Below are 24,640 nucleotides of genomic sequence, written 5' to 3' on the forward strand. Positions count from 1 at the left end.
GTGAAACCGGCGTCGAGGTTCCAGGTTTCTTAAGGACGGCGTTGTCTTCTAGAATCGGCGGATATTCCAGAGGACCCTCTCCCATGGCCGGTAGCCAGATCGAACGCGCCTTCAGCCTCATCGAACGCCTTACCAGCGACCCACGCGGTCTGCCGATGCAGACTCTGGCCGACGAGTTGCAGATTCCCAAGAGCGCCACCCACCGCATGCTGGCTGAGCTGATCCGCCTCGGTTACGTGCGCCAGAACGAGGAAAACAGCCGCTACCAACTGTCCACCCGCCTGGTGGCCATGGCCTTCCGTTACCTCGCCAGCAGCGGCGCCGACATCGTCCAGCCGATCCTCGATCGTCTGGCCCAGGAGACCGGTGAACTGGTGCGCCTCGGGGTCATCGACGGCGATCGCCTGACCTGGATCGTCAAATCCCAGGGTGCGCGTTCCGGCCTGCGTTACGACCCCGACATGGGGCGCGATGCACCGCTGTTCTACACCGCCTCCGGGCATGCCTGGCTGGCCAGCCTGAGCGATGCCGAAGCGCTGGTCCTGGTAGAACGCCAGGGTGTGGCTGACCGCAAGGACTTCGGGCCCAACGCCCCGCGCTCCAACATCGAACTGCTGGAGCGCCTGCGCCTGGCACGCGAGCATGGCTACGCCTGGGTGGTGGAAAGCTCCTCGGTTGGCATGTCGGCCCTGGCCGCGGTGGTGCGCGATCCGCGTACCGCCAGGCCCATCGGCGTGCTCAGCGTCGCCGGCCCCACGGCGCGCCTGCCGGAAGCGCGCATGCATGAGGTTGCGCCGCAGCTCTTGGCGGCGGTGGAAGAGCTCACCGCAGCGAGCCAGGCGTCCGAGTTTTTCGTCTGAGTCCGGGCACCCGTTTCGGTTCCGCGCGCTGTCTTGTGGGAGCGAATTCATTTGAACTTGGGAAACCACGTCCTGAGGACGTGGTCATGATTCACCGGATCTGGCTGTGACAATTCGAGTCCGCGCGCTAGCAGGATGAAGCCAATCTGGTAGGGTGCGCCGTGCGCACCGGCGGTTTGACGGGGTGCCGAGGCTGACCCTGAAGTCGGTGCGCGCAGCGCACCCTACGGTCCAGACCGAACTGAATCGCCCCCACATAGCCTCCAGCACTCCTTGCTTCGTACCGGCGAATCAGCCCCGTCGACTAGTCGAATTTTCTTCTTGAGATTATTTGGAACGAGGTTCTAAATATCGCAAATCCAATTGTGGAACTGGATTCCGAGAAGAACATGACTGACCGAATTTTCTCCCTCGCCGCGCTCACCGTCCTCGAACTTTCACCGCCTGAAATGGTGGAGGTGGCCGCCCGTACCGGCTACAGCCATGTCGGCCTGCGGCTGGTGCCCGCCACACCCGAGGAGTACCACTTCCCGCTGGTGGCCGATGCAGGACTGCGCCGCCAGACCCTGGATCGCTTGCGTGATACCGGCGTGCGGGTGATGGACATCGAGATCCTGCGGCTCAAGGCGGAAACCCGCGTGGCCGACTTCGAGGCCGTGCTTGCAGTAGGCGCCGAGTTCGGCGCCACGGAGGTGCTGGTGGCCGGTAACGACGGTGACGAGGCGCGCCTTACCGACAACTTCGCGGCTTTCTGCGACCTGGCTGCGCGCTTTGGTATTTATCCGAGCCTGGAGTTCATGCCCTGGACCGACGCGCGTGACCTGACCCAGGCCCTGCGCATCGTGGAGGCGGCTGGGCGGGAAAACGGTGCGGTGCTGGTGGATGCCTTCCACTTCAATCGCTCAGCGTCGTGCCTTGACGACCTCGCCAGGGTCGCGCCGGCCCGCTTGCGCTATGCCCAGCTCTGCGACGTGGCCGGTCCACGTCCGGACGACATGGATGAGATCCTTCGCCAGGCGCGCAACGAGCGGCGTTTCCCCGGCGATGGCGACAGTGATCTCGCCGGCCTGCTGCGGACCTTGCCGGCGAACATTCCCCTCAGCCTGGAAATCCCCACGCGCCAGCTCATGGAGCAGGGCGTCAGCGCCCAGGTGCGTGCACAGATGGCGCTGGACAAGGCGCGGGCGCTGCTCGAACGCATCTGAGATTTCACCCCTTCACGCGGCCGGCTGGGCCGCGTCTTTTTTTGAGTGACCCATGAGTACGAATGCCCCTCTATCCGGAGCCAACCAACCGCTGCGGGGCATCCTGCTGGTGGTGTTGGCCACCTTCCTCTTCGCCGGGCATGACGCCCTGTCCAAGTTCCTCGGCGGCCTGTACCCGGTCGTCATGGTCGTCTGGGCTCGCTATCTGGTGCACACGCTGCTGATGGCCGGCATTTTCCTGCCCCAGGCCGGCCTTCGCGTCCTCCGAACCAGGCGCCCGGTGTTACAGGTGTTGCGCGCATTGAGCCTGCTCAGCACCAGCCTGCTGTTTACCGCCGGGTTGCAATACATTCCCCTGGCCGAGGCGACTGCGGTCAACTTCCTCGCGCCGGTGCTGGTCACCGCGCTGTCGGTGCCGCTGCTCAAGGAGCAGGTCACCCTGGGGCAGTGGCTTGCGGTGGTGATGGGGTTCGTCGGTGTGCTGGTAGTGGTGCATCCCGGTGGCGAGCTGTTCACGCCGGCGATCCTGTTCCCGTTCTGTTCGGCGCTGGGGTTCTGCTTCTACCAGGTGCTCACGCGTAAGGTGGCGGCCCACGACAGTCCGACCACCAGCAACTTCTTCGCTGGCCTGTGCAACACCCTGGCGATGAGTGCGCTGGTGCCGTTCTTCTGGCAAGTGCCGAGCCTGGGCCACGGCCTGCTGATGCTCGCGCTGGGCGGAGCTGGTATGACTGCGCACCTGCTGTTGACCCAGGCCTTCCGCGTCGCTGCGCCGGCGCTGCTGGCGCCGTTCGGCTACTGCCAGATCGTGTTTGCCGGCCTGCTGGGTTTCCTGATCTTTTCCCAGATGCCTGACACGACCAGCCTGGTGGGGATCGCCATTATCTGCCTGAGTGGATTGGGCGCGGCGTGGATGCAGCGGGGTAGGTGAGGGCTGCGTGCCAGTTGTGGGAGCGGTTTCAACCATGATGAGTCCGCTCCTACAGGGCAGGGCTGAGCCCTGCTTAGCGATTGAAATCGCCCCCACAGGACTGTGCCAAAGGTGATCCGTGAGTCACCCCTCGCCCGCGTGCGGGAGAGGGGCCGGGGGTGAGGGTGGTCAGCGGCTGGCACGGTGCCTGGTCAATTTCGCGAATAAATTCGCTCCTACAAGGCAGGACTGCGTCCTGCTTGGCGATTGAAATCGCCCCTACAGGGCTGTTCCAGAGGTGGGCCAACAAAAAAGAAAAGGCCCCGTATGGGGCCTTCTCCTTTTGGCAGCTGGTGCGATCAGTGGCTGACGGCGCGCATGCTGTTCTGGCGGCTGGACTCGTACTGGTTCTTGTCCATCGGCTTGGCGTTCGGGTTGCCGAGGTCTTCCATGGCCAGGCGGTGGGTTTCCGGTGCCACGTAGGCGGCCAGGGCACACACGCAGGTGATGAGGAAGGCGAGGCTGCCGACCACCACCGGGATGTTGTCCGAGCCGGGCGGGGCGACGGTGGCGAACAGCGCCGGCAGCATGGCGGTCAGCATGGTGCCGATGTTCTGTGCGATGGCCATGGCCGATACGCGGTAGCGGGTCTGGAACAGCTCCGGGTAGAAGCTCGGGAACACCGCGTTGTAGCCCTGGTAGACCATGCCCCACATCAGGATCGAGGTGGCGAAGGCCAGCGGCACGTTCTGGATGCTGATGGCGTAGAGGTAGACGAAGGCCAGGAGGCCGGAGCCCAGGCAACCAGCGATCATGGTCGGGCGGCGGCCGATCTTGTCGGAGAGGTTGCCGACGAAGGGGATGACCAGCACTGCGACGATGTTGCCTACCACCGGAATCCACAGGTAGACGCTCTTGTCGAAGCCGATGCCGTAGGCCGGCTGCACCGCGTAGGCGGCACCGAAGATGGTGGCCACGACCGGGATCACGTTCATCAGGGCCATGAACATCACCAGCACCATGCTCTTCCAGCTGTGGCGGAAGGCTTCGGTCACCGGCGACTTGGCGACTTTCTGCTGGTTCTCTTCATTGACGAAGGCCGGGGTCTCATGGACTTCGCGACGGATGATGAAACCGGCCACCAGGACGAAGGCGCTCAGCAGGAACGGAATCCGCCAGCCCCACTCGTTGAAGGCTTCGCTCGGCATGAAGTAGGCCAGGGGCAGGAACACGGCAGCTGCCAACACCTGGCCGGCCTGGACGCCTTGCAGGGTGAAGCTGGCGTAGTAGCCGCGTCGTCCGAATGGCGCGTGTTCAAGGATCATCGAACTGGCGCCGGAAATCTCACCGGCCACGGCGAAGCCCTGGACCAGGCGCAACAGCACCAGCAGCACCGGCGCGAGCATGCCGATGTCGTGGTAGGTCGGCAGCAGGCCGACAGCCATGGTGGAGATGCCCATCAGGAACATGCACAGCAGCAGCACGTTCTTGCGGCCGCGGGTGTCACCCCAGTGGCCCAGCACGAAGGCGCCCACCGGGCGGGCCAGGTAGCCGACGCCGTAAGTGGCCAGCGAGGCGATGATGGCCATTTTCGGATCGGTGTTGGGGAAGAAGATCTGCGGGAAGATCAGGGCTGCCGCCTGGGCATAGATGAAGAAGTCGTAGTACTCCAGGGCGGAGCCTATCCATCCGCTGGCGGTTGCTTTCTTGGCTTGGGAGCTGGAGGTGGTAGCCATCGATGTCTCCATTGTTTTTGTTAGGTAGCCGGACTCACGTTCCGTTGGCGTGGAGCCATGCTGGAACGCGTGCACGCTGGCGTATCGGTGCTCGTCGGGAGCGGGCCGGTTCGCCGTCCGAGTTCTGTCAGGGAGTCAGTTCAGAGTGGCGACCTGGGTGTCGCACTCGATCTGGGTGCCGTGGCAAGCCGGCTGGGAGAGGGGATTTCGATCAGGTAGCTGGTAGTGAGCATGAGCTGTTACCCGTTTCTTGAAATTGTTATGGCGTGGTGCTGGTTGCAATCGCAGGGTCATCCGGGTGACTGGTCTGGGCAGTGATGCCACCCGGTGGGTTGCCTGCAACATGGGGTTCATGTTGCGCAGTGATCGAAAAAGCGTCAATTCGATAACCGGCCTTCTGTTCGCTGATCGAACACAAAACTAACTGGTTCGTACATATTGAATTGATGGGCAGACTTTACGCGCGAATAATCAATCCAGCTACGAAAACAAGGGTTTTTGCATTCCCCACCGCTAACTGCGGCGCCCACCCACCAGGAGCTGAAGCATGCAGCGTTCCATTGCCACCGTCTCCCTGAGCGGTACCCTGCCGGAAAAACTCGAGGCCATCGCCGCCGCCGGATTCGACGGCGTCGAAATCTTCGAGAACGACCTCCTGTACTACGCCGGCAGCCCGCGGGAAATCCGCCAGATGTGCGCCGATCTCGGCATCGCCATCACGCTGTTCCAGCCGTTCCGTGATTTCGAAGGTTGCCGCCGCGACCGCTTGCAGAAGAACCTCGACCGCGCCGAGCGCAAGTTCGACCTGATGCAGGAACTGGGTACCGACCTGGTGCTGGTGTGCAGCAACGTCCAGCCCGACTCCCTGCCCGATGAGGAAATCCTCGTCGACGACCTGCGCCTGCTGGCCGAGCGCGCCGGCGCGCGCAATCTGCGTATCGGCTACGAGGCCCTGGCCTGGGGGCGCCACGTGAACAGCTGGCAACAGGTCTGGAACCTGGTGCGCCAGGCCGACCATCCGGCCCTCGGCGTGCTGCTGGACAGCTTCCACACCCTGTCGATCAAGGGTGATCCGAGCGCTATCGCCGAGATTCCCGGCGACAAGATCTTCTTCGTGCAGATGGCTGACGCACCGCTGCTGGCCATGGACGTGCTGGAGTGGAGCCGGCACTTCCGCTGCTTCCCCGGCCAGGGCGAGTTCGACCTGGCGGGCTTCCTCGCACCGATCATCCGCAGCGGCTACACCGGCCCACTGTCGCTGGAAATCTTCAACGACGGTTTCCGCGCCGCTCCGCCGCGTGCCAATGCCGCCGACGGCCTGCGCTCGCTGCTTTATCTCGAAGAGAAGACCCGCAAGCTGTTGGCGAAGGACGCGACCCCGCCCGCCAACCTGGACATCCTCTTCTCGCCGCCGCCGGCCAGCCGCTACGACGGCGTTGAATTCCTCGAGTTCGCCGTGGACGAGTCCCAAGGCGCCAAGCTCGCCAACTGGCTGGAGCGCCTAGGCTTCGCCCGCGCCGGCAAGCATCGCTCCAAGGCCGTGAGCCTGCTGCGCCAGGGCGACATCAATATCGTGCTCAATGCCGAACCCTATTCCTTCGCCCACGGCTACTTCGAGGCCCACGGCCCGTCGCTGTGCGCCACCGCCTTGCGGGTGAAGGACAGCAGCAGCGCGCTGGAGCGCGCCCGCGAGTTCAAGGGGCAGCCATTCCGTGGCCTGGTTGGGCCTAACGAGCGCGAGATTCCCGCCGTGCGGGCGCCGGATGGCAGCCTCATCTATCTGGTGGAGCAGGCCCAGGCCGGGCAGACCATCTACGACAGCGACTTCGTTCTCGATGCGGGCGCCAGCCAGACCGGCCAGCTCGATCGCATCGACCACATGGCCCTGGCCCTGCCGGCCGATGGCCTGGACAGCTGGGTGCTGTTCTACAAGAGCGTGCTGGATTTCGAGGCTGATGACGAAGTGGTGCTGCCGGACCCTTACGGCCTGGTGAAGAGCCGCGCCATCCGCAGCCGTTGCAGCAGCGTGCGCCTGCCGCTGAACATCTCGGAGAACCGCAACACCGCGATCTCTCACGCGCTGTCCAGCTACGGTGGCTCGGGTGCGCACCACATCGCCTTCTCCTGCGAGGACATCTTCGCTGAGGTGAGCCGCGCCAAGGACGCTGGCGTGCCGCTGCTGGATATCCCGCTGAACTACTACGACGACCTGGCCGCGCGTTTCGATTTCGACGACGAATTCCTCAGCGAACTGGCCTACTACAACGTGCTTTATGACCGCGATGCCCAGGGTGGCGAGCTGTTCCACGTTTATACCGAGCCGTTCGAGGGGCGTTTCTTCTTCGAAATCCTGCAGCGCAAGAACGGCTACGCCGGTTATGGCGCGGCCAACGTAGCGGTCCGCCTTGCGGCCATGGCCAAGGCACGTAGCGGCGCCATCGCCAAGGCCAAGCTGTAGACCCTGTGGAAGCCTGGTGCGACCTCTGCGCCAGGCTTCCTTACGGCCGCTGCCAAGCCCATAATCCACCCAGTTTCCGCTGGCCGTGAGCCCAAGATGACAACAACTGCCGAACTCCAAGACCTGCCCGTAGAGGCCCCTCGCAAAGGGCGCAAGAACAACCCGGAGAAAACCCGCGAGAACATCCTCCAGGCGGCGATCGCCGAGTTCGTCCAGCAGGGCCTTTCCGGCGCCCGGGTCGACGCCATCGCCGAGCGCATGCATACCTCGAAGCGGATGATCTACTACTACTTCGGCAGCAAGGAGCAGCTCTACGTCGAAGTGCTGGAGAAGCTCTACGGCGATATCCGCCGCACCGAAGGCAAGCTGCACCTGGCCGAACTCGAGCCGCGCGAGGCCATCCGCCGATTGGTGGAATTCACCTTCGATCACCATGACCGCAATGTCGATTTCGTCCGCATCGTCTCCATCGAGAACATCCACTACGGCGAGTACGTCAAGCAGTCCAACACCATCCGCTCCATGAGCACCAACATCCTCGATGCCATGGGTGAAATCCTCCAGCGCGGCCAGGCCGAAGGGCTGTTCCGTGCCGGCATCCAACCCCTGGACCTGCACCTGCTGATCAGCTCCTTTTGTTTCTATCGGGTCTCCAACCGCAACACCTTCGGCCAGATCTTCCAGATCGAACTGGCGGATGACGAGGTCAAGGCGCGGCACAAGGAGATGATCTGCGAGTCGGTTCTGCGCTACCTGCAGGCGTGACCGGCTCGTTCGCGAGTGCACGTCCCGCCAGGTAGCCGAAGGTCATTCCCGGACCCAGGGTGATGCCACCGCTGGGGTAATGCCCGCCCATCACACTGGCCATGTCATTACCTACCGCATAGAGGCCGGGGATGATCGCTCCCTGGCCGTCCTGTACTCGTGCCGAAGCATCGGTGTGCAAGCCGGCGAAGGTGCCGAGACTGCCCGGCACCAGCTTCACCGCATGGAACGGACCTTTCTCCAGCGCGCCCAACGACGGGTTCGGGCCATGTAAGGGTTCACCCTGTGCCTGGTTGTAGGCGGAGGCGCCGCGCTGGAACTCCGGGTCCATCCCGCGAGCAGCGTTGGCGTTGAACGTTGTCAGCGTCGCTTGCAGTTGCTCCCCGTCGATTCCGCACAGCGTCGCCAGTTCGGCGAGGCTGGCGGCCGACTTCAGGTAGCCACTGCGCACATGGTGTCCCGTGGGGAACGGGAAGGGCCGTACGCAGCCGATTCCGTAACGGCGCTGTGCGCGCTGATCGCAGATCAGCCAGGCGGATGGCTCCTCTCCGGCCGGCGTGGCGCGGAACAAGGCATTCATGAAGTCGTGGTAGGAGTCGGCTTCGTTGCAGAAACGCCGGCCATCGCTGCGAGCGGCGATGAAACCCGGCTTGGCCCGTTCCATCAGGTGCGGGAAGCCGCTGAAACTGCCGTCCTTGCGCGGCACCCGTGACACTGGCGCCCAGGCGGCGGGGCTGGCCAGTTGCTCGGCGACTTGCGCGCCCACGCTTTCACCCAGTCGCAGGCCGTCGCCGGTGTTGGTTTTCGGGGCTGCAGAGAGATGTTCGTGGCCAAACAGTGTCTTGATGCGTTGCCGGTCGTGGGGGAAGCCCCCACAGGCCAGCACGACGCCTCGGCGCGCCAGAACCTTCATCGCTCGGCCATCCTGTTGCAACTCCGCCCCAGTCACGCGCTCGCCGTCCTTCAGTAGCCGCTGCGCATTGGTGCTGGTTTCAAGGCTTACACCCAGGTCAAGGGCGCTGCGCAGCAGGCGCGCCACCAGGGCATTGCCATTGACCAGGTGCAGGCCACGGCCGTGCAGCAGGCGGTCGAACCAATGCCGCAGCAGGCGTCCGGCGACATACAAGGCGGAGCGCGGTGAGCGGCGGGCGTTGAGGAAGTGCGCAAGGTCCGCGCCGCCGGCGATGCCCATGCCGCCCAGGGTGATCAGGTCCAGTGGTGGACGCAGCGCGTCCAGCCAGGGTCCCAGCTGGCGGCCGTCGTAGGGCCGGGCGCAGAGGGAACGGCCACCGGGCGCAGCTCCGGGGGAATCGTGCATGTCCGGCATGCGACTGCCGGAATGGAACTGCACCTGGGTATTGCGCTGGAAGAACTCGACCATCTCCGGACCGTGCTGGAGAAACGCCCGTTGGCGCGCGTCCAGTTCCTCGGCGCCGAGTTCTGCTCGCAGGTAGCTCTCGACGGCCTGCGCGCTGTCATCCACGCCTTCCGCCTGCGCCAGTGGGTTGCGCGGAATCCACAGCCAGCCGCCGGACCAGGCACTGGTACCTCCGAGCTGGTTGGCCTTTTCCACCACCAGCACATCCAGCCCGCAATGGGCAGCGGTGACTGCCGCGGCCAGGCCCGAGGCGCCGGAGCCGATCACCAGCACATCGCAGTGGCGTTCGCTCATGGCATTCATTGCAGCGGAGAGAAGCCGGTGGGGCGCATCAGGCGCGAGTCCAGATGCACCACGGCATCCAGTTCCTTGTTCAACCGGCCGAACTCGGCCCAGCGCGGGTCGGCGGCCATCTTCGCCCGGCGTGTGATGCGGTCGTCCAGGCTCTCGTAAGCCCAGATGTGCACCACCTGGTTGGCCTCGCCGAACTCGGTTGTAAAGAACCCGACCAGCTTGCCCAGGTGCTCGGTCTGCACTTCAAGGCAGTGGCTGCGGTAGAGCGCCAGCCAGTCGGCCAGCTTGGTGGGCTTGATGGTGTAGGTGCGCAGTTCGTAATACATGGCGTTGTCCTCAGATTCTGGGTTTCAGGTGATCGGCGATATGGCTGGCGGCGAGGTAGCCGAAGGTCAGGGCCGGGCCAAGGGTGATGCCGGGGCCGGGGTAGGTGCCGTCCATGATCGAGTTCATGTCATTACCGGCGGCGTACAGGCCGGCGATGGGGCTTCCTTCGCGGTCCAGCACATTGGCGTGGGCGTCGGTGACCAGACCGCGCGCCGAGCCGAGGTCGCCGGTGTGCACGCGCACGGCGTACCAGGGGGCGCGGCTCAGCGGTGCCAGGCAGGGGTTGGGCCTGTGGTGCGGGTCGCCGAGGGACTGGTTGTAGCTGGTGGCGCCCTTGCCGAATTGGCGGTCCTCACCGGCTCGCGCGTCCTCGTTGAGGCGGGCCAATGTCGTGGCCAGGCCCTGAGGGTCGACGCCAATTGCACTGGCGAGGGCTTCCGACGAGTCGGCGCGGAACAGGTAGCCGGCTTTCTCCAGTGTGCTGTTGTCCACCGGGCTCGGCCGCGCCAGGCCCATGCCGTAGCGGCTCATGGCCTCGGCGTCGCAGATCAGCCAGCACGTCGCCAGGCCTTCCCGGTGCATCGCCTGGACGAAGCTATGGTAGGAGTCCGCCTCGTTGGTGAAGCGCTGTCCCTTTTCGTTCACCGCAATGATTCCGGGCTTGGCGCGGTCGGTGACCAGGTGCGGGAATCGCTCCAGCTCGCCGTTCGGTCGGCGCAGCGTCGATACTGGCGCCCAGAAAAAGCTGGACGCCATGTCCTCGCCGGCAGCGGCATTCACTTGCTCTCCCAGGCGGAGTGCGGCGCCGTCGTTGCCGGCGGGGGACATGCTCAGGTGCTCGCTGCCGCTGGCCGGACGAAAGCGGGCAGCGAGTTCGCTGGCGGCGAAGCCACCCATGGCGCAGACGACGCCGCCGCGGGTGCGGACTTCGACCGGACGGCCGTCCTTGAGCAAGCGAACGCCGATCACCCGGCCTGATTCGATCACCAGCGACTCGGCACTGCTTTGCAACCAGAGTTCCACACCTTTCTCGAAAGCCGTGGCGGCCAGGCGCGCGATCATCGCGTTGCCCACGGTCAGACGGGTGCCGCGTTCATGGCTGAGGCGGTCCAGGCCGTAGCGGGCCATCAGCTTCAGGCAATGCCAGAGGGAGCGGGGCGAGCGGCGGAAGCTGAGGAAGTGCTGGATATCGACGCGGTTCACCATCATGCCGCCGAACAGCAACATGCCTTCGGGAGGGCGTCGCAGGTCCTTGAAGCGCGCGCCCAGACGACGCCCGTCATACTCCAGCATTTCCAGGGCGCGCCCCCGGTCGGTGGCGCCGTCTTCCAGTGGGTAATAATCCGGCGAGAAGGGGCGCAAGGCGTAGGCCAGTTCGGTGTGTTGTTCGAGAAAGCGCAACGCTTCGCGACCGTTGCTGATGAAGGCATCCACCAGTTCGGGCCGGTAGCCGGAGCCGATGGTCTTCTTCAGGTAGGTGCGAATCGCTTCCGGGCTGTCCTGGATGCCGGCGGCCCTTGCCTGGTCGCTATCGAAGATCCACACGGCGCCGCCGGAGATGGCGGAGGTGCCGCCGAACTGGGGCGACTTTTCCAGCATCAGCACGCTGAGTCCCTTGCAGGCCGCGGTCGTTGCAGCGGCGAAGGCGCCGGCACCGCTGCCCAGTACCACCAGGTCCCAGTTGCCGGCCAGGTTCTCGGCTGGATGTGTTTTCACGGCAGTGTTCATGACGATCTCCTCAGGCGTGCTGGGGCATCACGCCTATGTGCGCGCCCAGGTTGCCCATTTGCGCGCGCGCCATTTCCGGGCCGGTCTGGATGCGGCAGCCGCGTTTGCGCGCCAGCTCAAGCAGCGGCGTCACCACCGGGCTGGTCACCACGTCCGCGACCAATGCAGAGGGGGAGAGGGTTTCCAGCAAAATGCCAGGCAGCGGCATTTCGCCGGTGCCGCCCATGCCCACGGGCGTGGCATTGGCCACCAGGTCGAAGGCTCCCAGGCTTTCGTATTGGTTGCCGATGTCGATCTGGGGGAACGCCTGGCTCAGGCGTTCGGCCAGGGCTTCGGCGCGGGGCTCGTCGAGGTCGGCGATCACCAACTTGTGCACGCCGCCTTCACACAGCGAATAGGCGATAGCCGCACCGACGCCGCCGGAGCCCACCACCAGCGCGCGACGCCCGTCTGGCTGGAAGCCGTGGGCGCGGGCAGCCTTGAGGAAGCCCTCGCCATCGACGTTGTCGCCCAGCAGGCGGCCATCGGGCTGGCGGCGAATCACGTTCACCGAGCCCAGGGCGGCGGCGCGGGAGCTGAGCTGGTCGAGCTGGCTGGCGAGCAACTGCTTATAGGGGACGGTGACGACGCAACCGCGCAGGTTTTTCCAGCCCCGCAGGGCCTGGATAAAGGTGGCGAGATTCTGCTCGGCCATGTCCACGGCGATCATCGCCAGGTCCTGGCCGTTCTCGGTGAACCAGGCATTGAAGTTTTCCGGCGATTTCACCTGGGCAATGGGGCTGCCGATGATGGCCACCAGTTCGGTCGAACCACGGATCATGCTGATCTCCTGGGTTTGTTGTTGTGCCGGCAGTATTGCCAGCACCCCAGGAGCGGCCAATGAAACAGAAGGGCGTTTAGGTTGTTTATCGCAATGGCACTGCGATAATCGCACTGTCAGCTGAAATCAGCTGGCTGGTGTCCTTGTAGGGTGCGCTGCGCGCACCGCATCTTCTGCGCAGGATTCCGGTGCGCACGACGCACCCTACGGAATGGCCAATCAATCGGACGGGGAGTGGAATGAAGACACCGGTAATCCATCAGCGGGACCTGATTTCCGGGCTACAGAAAGGCCTGGCGCTGATGCAGCTGTTCAGCGTCGACAACCCACGTCTCAGCGTGCCGGAAGCGGCGGCGATGTCGGGCCTGACTTCCAGTGCGACGCGGCGTTTCCTGCTGACCCTGGTGCATGACGGTTTTGCCGAGACCGATGGCCGCCATTACTGGCTGACCGCCAAGGCCCTGCGCATCGGCCAGGCCTACGTGGATTCGGCGCAATTACCGCGCATGTTGCGACCCATCGTCGAGCAGGTGGCGCGGACCACCCAGGAGCACGTCTCGGTAGGGCTGCGCGACGGCGATGACATCGTGCACATCGTCCGCAGCCGCTACAGCCACATCGCCTCGCTCTCCATTCGACCAGGATCGCGCATGCCCATGTACTGCACGGCCAGCGGGCGAATCTGGTTGGCGTCCTTTTCCGCGGATGAACTGGAGGCTTATTTCGAGCGGGTCGCGCTTCGCCAGCTGACGCCTTTCACGCGCACCGGCATCGACGAGCTGAAGGCGGAGTTGGAGAAGGTCGCGGCTCAGGGCTTCGCCGTGGTGGATCAGGAGTACGAGGCGGGAATGTGCGTGCTCGGCGTGCCCCTGACGAATCGCAAGGGCGAACTGAAGGCCAGTCTCACCATCACCACCCACGCTGCACGCATGAGCGGCGAGGAAATGCGTCAGCGCTACCTGACGCCTCTGTATGAGGCGCAAGCGCTATTGAAGCCAGTGCTGGATTAAAGGGGGTGAGGGCATTTGTGGGAGCGAATTCATTCGCGAATGAATTCGCTCCCACAGGGATCAGTTCGTAGGGTGCGCCGTGCGCACCAATTACCCCGCGCAGGGTTATCGGTGCGCGCAGCGCACCCTACAGAGAGATCAGCTATTCATGCTGGCGAAGTGCGCCATCATCCGGTCGGCATCGGCGCTGCGGCCGCTGATCAGTTCGAAGGCTTTCACGGCCTGGAACACCGCCATGGTGCCGCCGTCCAGGGTGCGGCAACCGATGGCGCGGGCATCTCGCAGCAGTTCGGTTTCCAGCGGGAAGTAGATGATCTCCGCCACCCACTGTTCGGGGCGCAGCAGCTCGGCCGGGACCGGAGTGCCGGGCAGCTTGGCCATGCCGATGGGCGTCGTGTTCACCAGGCCATCAGCCTCGGCCATGGCGTTGGGCAGGTCCGTACCCAGGGCAGCACGACCGGCGCCGAAGTGGGCATTGAGGCTGTCCACCAGGGCCTGGCCACGGGCTGCGTCCACTTCGAACAGGGTCAGGCGCTCGACGCCTTCTGCGAGCAGCGCATGGGCCACGGCGGAACCCGCACCACCGGCGCCCATTTGCACCACCTGGCGGCGTTGCACCTCCGGCAGGCCACGGCGGAAACCTTCGCCGAAACCCAGGCAGTCAGTGTTGTGGCCGACGCGCTTGCCATCCTTCAGCACCACGGTATTCACCGCGCCGATGCCGGCAGCCTCGGGCGAGAGTTCGTCGAGCAGCGGAATGATCGCCTGCTTGCAGGGGAAGGTGATGTTCAAACCGGTGTAGCCCATGCGCTGGGCGGCATCGAGCAGGTCGGGGAGGGCGCTGCTGTCCAGTTTCAGCTGATCCAGGTCGATCAGGCGATAGAGGTAACGGATGCCCTGGGCGTCGCCTTCATGCTCGTGCAGAGCGGGCGTGCGGGAGGCCTGGATTCCTGCGCCGATCAGACCGGCGAGAACGGATTGATTGTGCTGGGACATGGTGCTCAACCTTTGGAGAACAGTTGGCCGAAGTGCTGGAGTGCCAGGGAGTAGCCCTGGCTGCCGAGGCCGCAGATCACGCCGATGGCGATGGCGGAAACGAAGGAGTGGTGACGGAATTCCTCGCGCTTGTGCACGTTGGAAAGGTGCACCTCGATGACCGGCAACTCACTGGCCACCAGGGCATCGCGCAGGGCGACGGAGGTGTGGGTCCAGGCGGCGGGGTTGATGACGATGCCGGCGCAGCGGCCTCGGGCCTGGTGGATCCAGTCGATCAGCTCGTCCTCATGGTTGGTCTGGCGGAAGTCCACCTCGAAACCCAGCCCGGCGGCAGTGCGGCTGCACTGGGCAGCGATATCGGCGAGGGTTTCATGGCCGTAGGTGGCGGGCTCACGGGTACCGAGCATGTTCAGGTTGGGTCCGTTGAGCACGAGGACGGTGCGGGTCATTGCAGCAATTCTCCGTTGTTGTTCTGGTCCGGCAGCGAACCGGAAAGGATGTAATTGAAAATGTACTAACCAGTTAATTCCGTCAATTTTCCGCAACCTGTTTCGTGCGGTTATCGGACGGGAAAGCGGATGACATCGCGCTTCCAGCCTGAAGTGCTGGACCTGACGACTACCTGCAAGGAGCACAAGGCCGTGTTCGAGAGATACCTGACCCAATGGAACCTGCAGCCTGACGGCGAACCCATCCACACGCCCGGCAGCGACCTGTTGCCCGTGCGTTTCGACGGGTTGCCGGCGATGTTGAAAGTTGCCCGGGACAGCGAAGAGAAAGTGGGCGCGCAGGTGATGCGCTGGTGGGATGGTGAAGGCGCGGCGAAGGTCTTCCGGCTCGAGGGCGATGCGCTGTTGATGGAGCGGGCAACCGGCCCCGGATCGCTAATGCGCATGGCCCTGGACGGGCAAGACGACGAGGCCAGCCGGATCGCCTGCGCCACCATCGCCCGGCTGCACGCGCCCAGGCTCGCACGAGCGCCTGAGCTGGTGCCCCTGGAAGAGTGGTTCCGCTCACTGTGGCCAGCAGCACGGCAACGCGGCGGGCTGTTCGCCGAGGCAGCCGGTGTCGCCCGCGAACTGCTGGGTTCACAGCGCGAAGTGGTGGTGCTGCATGGCGACATCCACCACGACAACGTGCTGGATTTCGGCGAGCGCGGCTGGCTGGCCATCGACCCGAAACGCGTCATCGGTGATCGCGGCTACGACTACGCCAACCTGATCTGCAACCCCGAACTGCCCACGGTCGTCCAGCCTGTGCGCTTCGCTCGCCAGATTGAAGTGATCGCCGAAGCCTCGGGCCTGGGCCGGCAGCGCCTGCTGCGCTGGGTGCTGGCCTACGCGGGACTCTCCGCCGCTTGGTTCCTTGAGGACGGCGATGCCATATCTGCCGAGTCCGATCTCTGCGTGGCACGGCTGGCGGTCGAGGCGTTCACCCTGTAGGGGCGATTTCAATCGCCAAGCGGACCGCAGGTTCGCCCTTTGATTCTGCAGGGGACAGCTTCGCCGCCCTTGGCGAATGAATTCGCCCCTACAAAAAAACAACACCCGGTAATTAGCTATCGCCGCTCCAGCATGTCCTGGATTTCCTGGGTGGCGACTCGGGTGCGGCGGGCAAGGTTCTTCACTTCGTCCGCCACCACCGAGAACCCCCGGCCCACTTCCCCGGCGCGGGCCGCTTCGATGGCGGCATTGAGGGCAAGCAGGTTGGTCTGGTCGGCGATGGCCTTGATCACGCCCACTACCTGGGCGATCTGGCCGTAGGTCGCTTGCATCGCCGCCTGCTCCCGCTGGCGGGCGGCTTCGGCCTGCTTTTCATCGCTGATATCGCGCACCGCTCCGGTGATTCGCAGCAGCAGGCCGCGCTCGTCTCGCAGGCAGCGGGCCCGTTCGCGGAACCAGATTTCGCCGCGGGTCTTGTGACGCATGCGGTACTCCGCCACATAGGACGCTTCCGGTGACAGATCACGGACCAGCTCGCCGAAGCGCCGCATCACCACCTTCAGGTCGTCCGGGTTGGTGATCTGGTTGTAGCTATCCCAGCCATCGGGCAGTTCGCTGCGGCTGTGGCCGACCAGCGAGCAGAACTGTTCTGACCAGCGGATGCGGCTTTGCGGATGGTCCGGGTCGCCATTGGCCACCAGCAGGTCCCAGCTGCCTTCGGTCAGGGTCTGGCGGGTCAGCTCCCAGGCGCGCTGCTCCTGGTCCCATTGCGCAAGGCGCAACTGTTGTTCCCCCAGCAGTTGGCGCGCGGTGTCCAACTGGGCCTGGAGCAGCGCCTGCTGGTCGATGCCGTCATCGAGCTGGCGCTGCAGGGTGGTGAGTTCTTCTTCCGTGCAGGGCGGCGGTTCGTGGTTGTCGAGCGCCGCGCGCTGTTGCCGCCAGGCCAGTTGCAGGCGCTCCAGTGACTGGCGCAACGAGGGGTGGACGGCCAGCTGCCCGCTGGGCTCGACGGGCTGGCCGTTGAGCAGGCGGGCGATCCATTCGGACAGTTGCGGCACCAGCCGCGCGGATTCGTTGTTGAACCACATGGTCAGTTCTCGATGGGGTTGACTCAGATCCAGCGGGGATCACGGGTGAAGGCAATCGCCAGCCAGCGGTTGGGACCTTCGCGGCCTATCGCGGCGGCGATCTCCGCGCGTACGGCATCCAGTTCGGAAACCCGCCAGCGGTCCATCGCTTCGGGCAGCACGATCTGGATTTCCACGAACAGGCCCCGGCCGATCTCGGCGACCGAGTGGGAGCTGCACTCGAAGCCGTAGCGTCGGGCCATGCCTGCCATCAGTCCGCTGATCTCGTGGTCCAGCGCTTCCGGGGTGATGCGCAGGACTTGCTTCAACGCCTTGACCACGGTGCGCAGCGGGCCAGGGATCAGCAGCAACGAGAGCAGGGCGAGGATGGCCGGGTCGATGTAGGGCGCGAGCCATTGCCAGCGCGTGCCTTGCAAGAGGAATCCGGCGACGAAGGCCAGCAGCAGGGCGGCGGTGATCAGGGTGGAAATCAGCCAGCTCTGGATATCGAGCTGGATCAGCTCGGACTTCAGGCTGCGGTTGCGCCGTCGCTGGTAGCCGAGCATCAGCGCCGAGCAGGCCAGGGTGACCACTGCATAGATCAGTGCCGTGTCGAACGCCAAGGCGTGCCCACCTCGCATCAGGCCACTGACCGAGTTGATCAGCGCATAGACGCAGAGCAGTACGAGCACGCTGCCGTTGAGCGCCAGCACCAGCGGTTCGAAATGCCAGTAACCCTGCTGGAAACGCCGGCCCGGCTGCTTCACCAGAAGCCGCGAGACCATCAGCGAAAGCGCTGCCATGCAGGAGTCGATGGCATTGAACAGCCCATCGAAGACGATGGACTGCGAGCCGGCCCAGAGGCCGAAGGTGATGCCGCCACAGGCCACCAGTGCGGTGGCCAGGATCGACACCTTGAGAATGTGCTGTTCGATCCCGGCCATCCCGAGTTGCCTCCTTCAAAGGTCCAGCGTGAGGGTCGGCGTCCGCGCGCGGGAGACGCAGACCATCATGACGTTGTTGCGCTCGCGCTCGGCGTCGGTCAGCAGCATGTCGCGGTGATCGATCTCACCGGCCAGCACGCGGGTCTCGCACATGCCGCACACACCCTGTTCGCAGGAGGACGACACGTTGCAACCAGCCTCGCGCAGGGCCTGCATGATCGAGCGATCGTCCGGCACTGGGACTTCGCGACCGCTGCGAGCGAGGATCAGCGTCAGGCCCTGGCCATTGCCGGCGCAGGGCGCAGGCGCTGCCGGGGCGAAGCGCTCCAGGTGCAGGCGGTCGGCCAGGCCGTCCACCTTGAAGCGCTCGGTCAGCGCATCCAGAAGCGGAGCCGGGCCACAGCTGTAGACGTGGCGACCGTCGGCGGCGCGGGCGGCAATTTCTTCCAGATCCAGCAGACCGGTTTCATCCGCCGGCTGGATGGATACCCGATCACCGCCGAGGGCCAGCAGCTCATCGATGAAGGCCATGGAGCGGCGCGAACGGCCGCCGTACATGAGCTGCCAGTCGGCACCGGCGCGCTGGACCTCGCGGGCCATGGCGAGGATCGGCGTAATGCCGATCCCCCCTGCAACGAACAGGTAGCGTTGGCCGGCGGCGAGCGGGAAGGCATTGCGCGGGCCGCGAATGGCGATGCGCTGGCCCACCCGCAGGTTCTCGTGCACTTCCCGCGAGCCGCCACGTCCCTTGGCCTCCAGCAGCACGCCGATGGACAGGCGCGAGCTGTCGCGCGGGTCGCCATGCAACGAGTACTGGCGCACCAGGCCGGACGGCAGCAGCAGGTCGATGTGCGCGCCCGCGCTCCATTCCGGGAACGGTGTGCGCTCCGGCGTTTGCAGTTCGAGGGAGATCACGCCTACGGCCTCCAGCCGCATGCAGGTGATCAGGGCCTCGACCTGCCCGTTCACGACGCCACCTGCGGTGCCACCGGCTGGTTGGCGCGTTCGATGAACTCGCGGAAGGCGCGGCGGTAATTGAGGGTGAAGAGGTCGGCCGGCACCGAGTGCTCGACGAAGACGCCGTCCCAATCGATCTCGCGCGGCCAGATGCCAGCTGCGATGGGCATGTCTTCCAGATAGACCATCTCCTCGATGCGCAGGCATTCCTCAAGGCCCAGGCCCTTGTAGTGGCGCTCATTGGCCACGCCCCAGAAAATCTTCACTTCGTCATAGGCCACCGGGCTGGGGAAGCCGGCGACGATGCGCTTGCCCAGGCGCTCGTAGTCGTAGGTGATGCTGGCCAGGCCCGGTGCGACGCAGTGGTAGAACATCATGCAGTCGCCATCGTTGGCCCAGTCGCCGTCGCCGGCATCCAGCGGCCGCTGCATCCAGATATCCAGGCCTTCGCGCTTGACGTTCAGCGGCTCGACCACGTGCTTGCTCGGGCCCATGGAGACTTCGTGGACGAAGGGGAAGTGGGCAACATCGCGGAAATTCTCGATTGCCACGGCAACGCCGGTAGGGGATTCCAGCGGCGTGGCGGCCAGCCAGTCCAGCTCCAGATTGCTCCACTGCTCGGGGGCGTAGAGCTCGGTGGCCGGCTCTTCCAGCACGGTCCAGACGTGGGCGAAGCGCTCGATGGCCGGGTAGGTCTTGATAGCCGCCTGCGGCGGGATCTTGCACTGGTCTTCCAGGGAAGGGATGTGGCTGCACTTGCCGCTCTCGGCGCTGAATTGCCAGCCGTGGTAGGGGCAGGCGATGTTCTCGCCGTGCACCTTGCCGAGGGCGAAGTCGGCACCACGGTGCGGGCAGCGGGCGTCCTGCACCACGGCCTTGCCGGACTCGGTGCGGTACACCACCAGGCGCTGGCCCAGCAACGTGGCGGATTGCGGGGTGGCCAGGTCGGCCGAACGGGCGACCGGGAACCATTGGCGGCGCATGGCCTGTTCAGCGCGTTGACGTTGGGGAAGTGCAGTAGTCATGGATAAGTCCTCACAGCTAACTTTCTTGTTCTTTGCGTTGGTCAGATGCCGACGACCAGGGCACCGCCGTTCACCGGCAAGGCCTGGCCGGCGATGAACGCGGCTTCGTCGGAGGCGAGGAAGGCCACGGCAGCGGCGATTTCCTCGGGGTGAACCAGGCGGCCCAGCGGGATGTTGGCCTTCTCGCCTTCCACGTATTCCTCCGGAACCATGCGGGTGAGGATGGCGCCGGGGGTGATGGCGTTGACCAGGATTCCCTCGCTGACGAACTCCTTGGCCATGGTCTTCATCAGGCCCAGTTGCGCGGCCTTGCCCACCATGTAGCCGTAGGAGTGGCCATCCGGCACCTGGCCCCACTGGGAGTTGATGAAGATCACACGCGGGGCGCGGCTCTTGCGCAGGTGCGGCAGGGCGGCGCGGGTGAGGTAGAGCGGGGCGTGGACGTTGATCGCCAGCAGGCGGTCGAAGTTGGCGTCATCGGTGTCGGCCAGTCCCTTGAGCGAGTACATCATCCCGGCGTTGTGCACGAGGATGTCGATCCCGCCCAGGGTTTCCGCTACTTCCGCCACCAGGCGTTCGGCCAGGTTGCGCTCGGTGATGTCGGCCACCAGGGCGATGGCGCGGCCACCGGCGGCTTCGATTTCAGCAGCGGTGGCGCGGGCCACGTCTTCATCGATATCGACGATGGCCACGGCCGCACCACGGGACGCCAGCAGGCGGGCGTGGGCACGGCCGGCGCCACGGCCGGCTCCGGTGATGAGGGCGACACGGCGTTCCAGGCGTTGGGCGGCCGGCGACAGGGCGAGCACCGCCTCGGGCGCCTGGGTAGCCAGGGCCCCTTGGGTTGCAGCAGTCATGGGGTTTCTCCGGTGGGTGAGGCGGTCAGACGGTCTTGTGCGGTTCGGTGACGTAGAGCATGTTGCCGTCCGGGTCGAACATCGGGCGGTAGCGGTAGTGGGTGCCGTTGGGGTGCTGCCACTCGATGGGCTCGGCGGTGACCCATTCCACTTTGCCGTGGAGGTAGTCGAGGGCGGCGTCGAGGCTCTCCACCTCGAAGGCGAAGGAGTCGAAGCCCGGTTTGTCTTCCAGGTTCACGGCGGTGCGACGTTCCACAGGCGTCGTATCGGTGGTGTGGAAGATGTACAGGGTGACGTTGCCCATCTCGATGGCGGCCCACTTCTCTTCGGCCACGTAGGGCAGGAAGAAACCGAGGCCCAGGGTGCCGTGGTAGAAGTCCACCAGGCGCTGAACGTCGTTGGTGAGGATGTCCATGTTGTCGAGGCGTTTGAGCTTGAGCATGGGATGGCTCCTTTGTTGTTGTCTGGGTTCAGTGGGTGTCGAGCCAGTCCGGATGGCCGCAGGGGCCGCCGGGCAGGGCGGTGAGGGTGCCGTTGGCGACATCGATGACGATGCTCGCGAGGGTGGCGTACTGGCCTGCAGCCGGTTGCGCCGGGTCCGGGTGGCAGCACAGGGCGGCACCGCCACCGAGGTGGCTGTTCAGTGCGGCCAGTAGCTTCTGCGGCGTCAGGCCCTGGCGTCCGGACAGGCGACGCACCAGCAGGTCGTGGCGCACCAGGGTGTCCGGGTAGGCAGCCGGCTCGGTGTCGAACTCCCGTGCCGGGCTGGAAAGGAAATGGTTGGTGTGCACCAGCAGGCCATCGGCATCGGGGAACACCAGGCCCGGACCGCCGGGGTGGAGTTCCACCGAGACGGCGGCGCTGGAGTGGTCCTTCGCGGCGATCAACGTCAGGGAGCTGGACGCCGATACCTTGGCCGAGCCCAGCAGTTGCAGGGCCTGGTTGATGTCATTGCAGCTGTCCAGCATCCAGCGCGAGGCCACGTGCACCGGCACGCCGATTCCCTGGCCGTCGCGGGCGTGGTGAAGGATGTTGAAGTGCACGCCCAGGCCACGGCTGTTGACTCCCGCCTTGCCGACGATGCCGAACTCGGTGACGGTGGTGGTCAGGCTGCCGTCGGCATGGGGGATTTCCCAGGTCAGCCAGTGGTCGGCGAACTCGGCGTACCAATCCCAGGTTTGCGCTGTTGCCGGCGTGCCGCTGAACGGCTTCAGGTGGACGACGGTAGAGCATTCGCCACGCAGCTGGGCGCCAAGGAAGGCAAGTATCTCGGTGCGCGCATTGATGGCACCCAGGTACGACGGCTCGATCGCGGCACCTTCCGCCATGGCGAGGATTTCGTCGTACAGCGGCGGGGCGAACGCGGCGATGCGTACCAGGGCCTGGCTACCGAGGGCGAGCAGATCGTAGGGACGGGTCGCCACGCGCTGGAACAGCGCACTGTAGCGCTCCACCGTCGCGTGGATTTTCTCGGCATGCACACGGCCGAATTCCAGGCCACGGGCAGCCGGTTCGACGGCGGTGGAACGGAAGCGAATGCTCATCAGGCCACCTTCTTCAGTTGCGGGGCCACCTGCTTCGCGACGTCGTCCAGGCGGGCGAACCAGACGTCGCCGTCGCTCACCAGTCGCTCGACGAAACGCTCCAGTTGTTCGAAGCGCGCAGCGCGGCCGATCACTTCCGGGTGCATGGTGAAGGTGGTGTGGCGGCCGTCGCGGCGAGCCGACTCATACTCGGCCAGCCAGGTGTCGGCGAGGGTGCGCGGATGGGTGAAGTTGCCGCCGTTGTCGATGCCCCAGCCGAACATGGGCCAGTCGTCCAGGGACCAGTGCACCGGCAGTTCGAGGATGGAGGCGCCGTTCCAGGTTTCGTAGTAGGGGCGGTCGTCGCCCATGCAGCTGGAGTCGTAGGCGAAGCCCTTGGCCAGGACCAGCTCGAAGGTTTCCGGGGTCAGTTCCCAGGACGAGGAACGGTAGCCGGCGGGTTTCGGCGCGCCGGCACGGGCCAGGGCTTCCAGGCCTCGCTCCATTTCATCTTCCTGCTCGGCGCTGGAGATGCGGTCGCTGCGCAGGTGCATGTGGCCGTGGTGGCCGACTTCGTGACCGTCTTCGAGCAGTTGCTCGATCAGCCCGGGGTGCAGATCGGCGGTATGGCCGGGCACGAAGAAGGACGCCGGAATCTTGTGGCGGCGCAGCAACTCGAGGATGCGCGGCACGCCACGGGTGACGCCGAAGCGGCCCTCGGAAAGGCTGGTCAGGCGCCGGGCGAAATTCGGGCTGTCACCCAGCAGGCCGGCTTCTGCGTCCACGTCGAAAGTCAGTGAAACGGCAACAGGGCGCTTGTTCGGCCACGCAAGGCGGGCCTTGTTATCGGTGCTCATCAGGGTGGTTCCTTCTGGCGTTATCAGGATCAGTGAAAGGGCGCGGTGGCGGGCAGGGCGCGGTCCTGCAGGCGGCGCAGGCGGAACAGCACCTGGGAAATGGCGAGCACGGCGATGGCGATGCCGACTTCCTTCAGGCCGCCGTAGCCGGTGATGGAGGCACTGGTGGTGCCGACCACGAGGATCAGTCCATCGAACAGGGCAAGGCCGGCGGCGATGGCGATCCAGCGACGGCCCAGGCGGATCGGGCGGGTGGCATCCGGACGGTCCTTGCGCAGCACCACGAAGCCGGCCACCGCCAGCAGGTGGGCCAAGACGTAGCCGACGTTGCCGGCGACGATCACGGCCAGGGCGTTACCGACGAAGAGCACCAGGGCGATGTTGATCAGCAACTGCACGGTGACGGCGCGGGCCGGGACGCCGGAGCGATTGAGGGTGCCGAACTGGCGGATGGTCAGGCCGTCCAGCGAACTCTGGTAGAGGGCGCGGCCGGCGTCGGCGGTACCCATGACCGAGAGCACCAGGATGCCGGCGATCAGCACCAGGGTGATCAGCGCGGCGCCGCCACCCAGCAGTGCTTGTGCGCCGATCTGGAGGAAGCCGTAGGGATGCTCGGCCAGCGCCTGCTCGCCCAGCAGTCCGGCCAGGCCCAGCGGCGTCAGGGTGAACACCAGCAGCAGGATCAACGCGGAAATGCGCAGCGCCTTGCGGGTATCACGCACGGTGTCGCGAAACTCGGGAATGAAGGACGCGGCGGCTTCCACGGCATAAGCCGACCAGGCCATCACGAACAGCCAGGCGAGCACCGTGCGCAGGCCGGCGGCGTCAGCGCTGATGCGCCAGGTGAAGCTGCTGGTGCTCCAGTCGCTGGCCAGGAAGCTGCCGCTGAAGATCAGCACCGGAATCATCAGCAACACGCCGGCGGCCGTGATGATGATCATGGTGAAGCGCAGGTTGACCATGCTCAGCGCCCAGGAGAACAGCGCCACGCCCAGGGCGATCAGCTGCGGCAGGTCGAGTTGCATCACGCCCAGGTCCAGGCTGTAGCTGGCATTGGGGAAGAACTGCTCGGTGAGGATCTGCGCGACTGCCAGGCCCCAGATCGCGGGAGCTGTGGCCCAGGCGAACCAGTAAGCATAAGTAGCCAGCGGGCCGAGGCAGGGGATGCGTTGGCTCCAGGCTTCGTTGGCGTAGAGCGCGATGCCACCGGATTTCTCGGTGAACATGGCGCCCATTTCCGAATAGACCCAGTTATGCAGGACCGCCACGGCAGCGATGGCCGCCCAGAGTGCCAGTGCCGCCCAGGCACCGATGGCGCCGATGGAGTAGCCGAGGCCGACGAACAGAGCGGCTGGCAGGCTCAGGGTGATGGCCACCCCGTCCCACCAGCGAATGGATTTTGCGAGTACTGCCGATGGCTCGGAGCCTGGATTGGCCTGGTGCATTGCATCGCCCTCATCTGTGTTGTGTTTGTAGGAAGG

General features: G+C 65.3%; 23 protein-coding genes. 7 read left to right on the forward strand and 16 right to left on the reverse strand.

From position 1 onward, the window contains the following. Positions 1-83: 83 nt before the first annotated feature. The 3 genes from MnOB_RS22945 to MnOB_RS22955 all read left to right on the forward strand — a co-directional run bounded on the left by MnOB_RS22945 (position 84) and on the right by MnOB_RS22955 (position 2,996). Positions 84-860 (forward strand): IclR family transcriptional regulator, encoded by a 777-nt coding sequence (locus MnOB_RS22945; RefSeq protein WP_077526593.1) that lies wholly within the window; start codon positions 84-86, stop codon positions 858-860. A 389-nt stretch (positions 861-1,249) separates the two neighbouring features. Then, positions 1,250-2,065 (forward strand): sugar phosphate isomerase/epimerase family protein, encoded by an 816-nt coding sequence (locus MnOB_RS22950; RefSeq protein ID WP_077526655.1) that lies wholly within the window; start codon positions 1,250-1,252, stop codon positions 2,063-2,065. A 52-nt stretch (positions 2,066-2,117) separates the two neighbouring features. Further along, positions 2,118-2,996 (forward strand): DMT family transporter, encoded by an 879-nt coding sequence (locus MnOB_RS22955; protein WP_077526595.1) that lies wholly within the window; start codon positions 2,118-2,120, stop codon positions 2,994-2,996. Between the two features lie 338 nt (positions 2,997-3,334). Here the strand turns inward: MnOB_RS22955 and MnOB_RS22960 are convergent, their stop codons facing one another. Next, on the reverse strand, positions 3,335-4,711 hold the full coding sequence (locus MnOB_RS22960; protein ID WP_077526596.1) for an MFS transporter: 1,377 nt from the start codon (positions 4,709-4,711) through the stop codon (positions 3,335-3,337). A 547-nt stretch (positions 4,712-5,258) separates the two neighbouring features. Here MnOB_RS22960 and quiC point away from each other — a divergent pair. Continuing rightward, positions 5,259-7,169, forward strand: coding sequence for a 3-dehydroshikimate dehydratase QuiC (gene quiC, locus MnOB_RS22965; protein WP_077526598.1), 1,911 nt, complete (start codon positions 5,259-5,261; stop codon positions 7,167-7,169). A gap of 96 nt (positions 7,170-7,265) precedes the next feature. Continuing rightward, the gene (locus MnOB_RS22970) at positions 7,266-7,934 is read left to right on the forward strand and encodes a TetR/AcrR family transcriptional regulator (protein WP_077526600.1); all 669 of its coding nucleotides are present in this window, start codon (positions 7,266-7,268) and stop codon (positions 7,932-7,934) included. Here the strand turns inward: MnOB_RS22970 and MnOB_RS22975 are convergent. From MnOB_RS22975 to MnOB_RS22990, 4 genes are read right to left on the reverse strand one after another with little or no spacing between them, the layout of a single operon-like run. Further along, positions 7,876-9,606 (reverse strand): FAD-dependent oxidoreductase, encoded by a 1,731-nt coding sequence (locus MnOB_RS22975; protein WP_371580182.1) that lies wholly within the window; start codon positions 9,604-9,606, stop codon positions 7,876-7,878. The genes MnOB_RS22970 and MnOB_RS22975 overlap by 59 nt on opposite strands. 5 nt (positions 9,607-9,611) lie before the next feature. Further along, complete coding sequence (locus tag MnOB_RS22980) at positions 9,612-9,932, reverse strand: NIPSNAP family protein (RefSeq protein ID WP_077526604.1); 321 nt, start codon at positions 9,930-9,932, stop codon at positions 9,612-9,614. A 10-nt stretch (positions 9,933-9,942) separates the two neighbouring features. Next, positions 9,943-11,661, reverse strand: coding sequence for an FAD-binding protein (locus MnOB_RS22985; RefSeq protein ID WP_077526605.1), 1,719 nt, complete (start codon positions 11,659-11,661; stop codon positions 9,943-9,945). A 10-nt stretch (positions 11,662-11,671) separates the two neighbouring features. Further along, positions 11,672-12,481 carry a shikimate dehydrogenase family protein gene (locus tag MnOB_RS22990; protein ID WP_077526607.1) on the reverse strand — a complete coding sequence of 270 codons (810 nt, stop codon included), beginning with the start codon at positions 12,479-12,481 and terminating at the stop codon, positions 11,672-11,674. 239 nt (positions 12,482-12,720) lie between these two features. Between MnOB_RS22990 and MnOB_RS22995 the strand changes: the two genes are divergently transcribed. Then, entirely contained in the window at positions 12,721-13,491 is a 771-nt protein-coding gene (locus MnOB_RS22995; protein WP_077526609.1) for an IclR family transcriptional regulator domain-containing protein, read from the forward strand. Between the two features lie 138 nt (positions 13,492-13,629). On the opposite strand, the gene MnOB_RS23000 is transcribed toward MnOB_RS22995, so the two are convergent. Continuing rightward, positions 13,630-14,487: a shikimate dehydrogenase gene (locus tag MnOB_RS23000; RefSeq protein ID WP_077526611.1), complete on the reverse strand. Its 858-nt coding sequence runs from the start codon at positions 14,485-14,487 to the stop codon at positions 13,630-13,632. A gap of 5 nt (positions 14,488-14,492) precedes the next feature. Beyond that, complete coding sequence (gene aroQ / locus MnOB_RS23005; RefSeq protein WP_077526613.1) at positions 14,493-14,936, reverse strand: type II 3-dehydroquinate dehydratase; 444 nt, start codon at positions 14,934-14,936, stop codon at positions 14,493-14,495. Positions 14,937-15,128: 192 nt separating this feature from the next. Here aroQ and MnOB_RS23010 point away from each other — a divergent pair, with 192 nt between their 5' ends. Further along, complete coding sequence (locus MnOB_RS23010; RefSeq protein ID WP_077526657.1) at positions 15,129-15,929, forward strand: aminoglycoside phosphotransferase family protein; 801 nt, start codon at positions 15,129-15,131, stop codon at positions 15,927-15,929. Between the two features lie 116 nt (positions 15,930-16,045). On the opposite strand, the gene MnOB_RS23015 is transcribed toward MnOB_RS23010, so the two are convergent. Genes MnOB_RS23015 through MnOB_RS23050 form a run of 9 tightly spaced genes read right to left on the reverse strand, consistent with a single transcriptional unit; the run spans position 16,046 to position 24,604 of the window. Further along, complete coding sequence (locus tag MnOB_RS23015; protein ID WP_077526615.1) at positions 16,046-17,017, reverse strand: methyl-accepting chemotaxis protein; 972 nt, start codon at positions 17,015-17,017, stop codon at positions 16,046-16,048. A 23-nt stretch (positions 17,018-17,040) separates the two neighbouring features. Further along, entirely contained in the window at positions 17,041-17,940 is a 900-nt protein-coding gene (locus MnOB_RS23020) for a cation diffusion facilitator family transporter (protein WP_077526617.1), read from the reverse strand. Positions 17,941-17,955: 15 nt separating this feature from the next. Then, positions 17,956-18,909: a PDR/VanB family oxidoreductase gene (locus tag MnOB_RS23025; protein ID WP_234358318.1), complete on the reverse strand. Its 954-nt coding sequence runs from the start codon at positions 18,907-18,909 to the stop codon at positions 17,956-17,958. Next, positions 18,906-19,922, reverse strand: coding sequence for a Rieske 2Fe-2S domain-containing protein (locus tag MnOB_RS23030; protein ID WP_077526619.1), 1,017 nt, complete (start codon positions 19,920-19,922; stop codon positions 18,906-18,908). The genes MnOB_RS23025 and MnOB_RS23030 overlap by 4 nt, the downstream gene beginning before the upstream one ends. Positions 19,923-19,963: 41 nt before the next feature. Then, entirely contained in the window at positions 19,964-20,779 is an 816-nt protein-coding gene (locus tag MnOB_RS23035) for an SDR family NAD(P)-dependent oxidoreductase (protein WP_077526621.1), read from the reverse strand. A 25-nt stretch (positions 20,780-20,804) separates the two neighbouring features. Next, on the reverse strand, positions 20,805-21,221 hold the full coding sequence (locus tag MnOB_RS29085) for a VOC family protein (protein ID WP_199824582.1): 417 nt from the start codon (positions 21,219-21,221) through the stop codon (positions 20,805-20,807). A gap of 28 nt (positions 21,222-21,249) precedes the next feature. Beyond that, positions 21,250-22,323, reverse strand: coding sequence for a C45 family autoproteolytic acyltransferase/hydrolase (locus MnOB_RS23040; protein ID WP_199824584.1), 1,074 nt, complete (start codon positions 22,321-22,323; stop codon positions 21,250-21,252). After that, positions 22,323-23,159: a polysaccharide deacetylase family protein gene (locus tag MnOB_RS23045; protein ID WP_077526623.1), complete on the reverse strand. Its 837-nt coding sequence runs from the start codon at positions 23,157-23,159 to the stop codon at positions 22,323-22,325. The genes MnOB_RS23040 and MnOB_RS23045 overlap by 1 nt, the downstream gene beginning before the upstream one ends. A gap of 29 nt (positions 23,160-23,188) precedes the next feature. Then, positions 23,189-24,604 carry an APC family permease gene (locus tag MnOB_RS23050; protein ID WP_077526624.1) on the reverse strand — a complete coding sequence of 472 codons (1,416 nt, stop codon included), beginning with the start codon at positions 24,602-24,604 and terminating at the stop codon, positions 23,189-23,191. Between the last annotated feature and the right edge of the window lie 36 nt (positions 24,605-24,640).

This window comes from Metapseudomonas resinovorans (assembly GCF_002003485.1).
In the GTDB taxonomy this organism is placed as follows: Bacteria; Pseudomonadota; Gammaproteobacteria; order Pseudomonadales; family Pseudomonadaceae; genus Metapseudomonas; species Metapseudomonas resinovorans_D.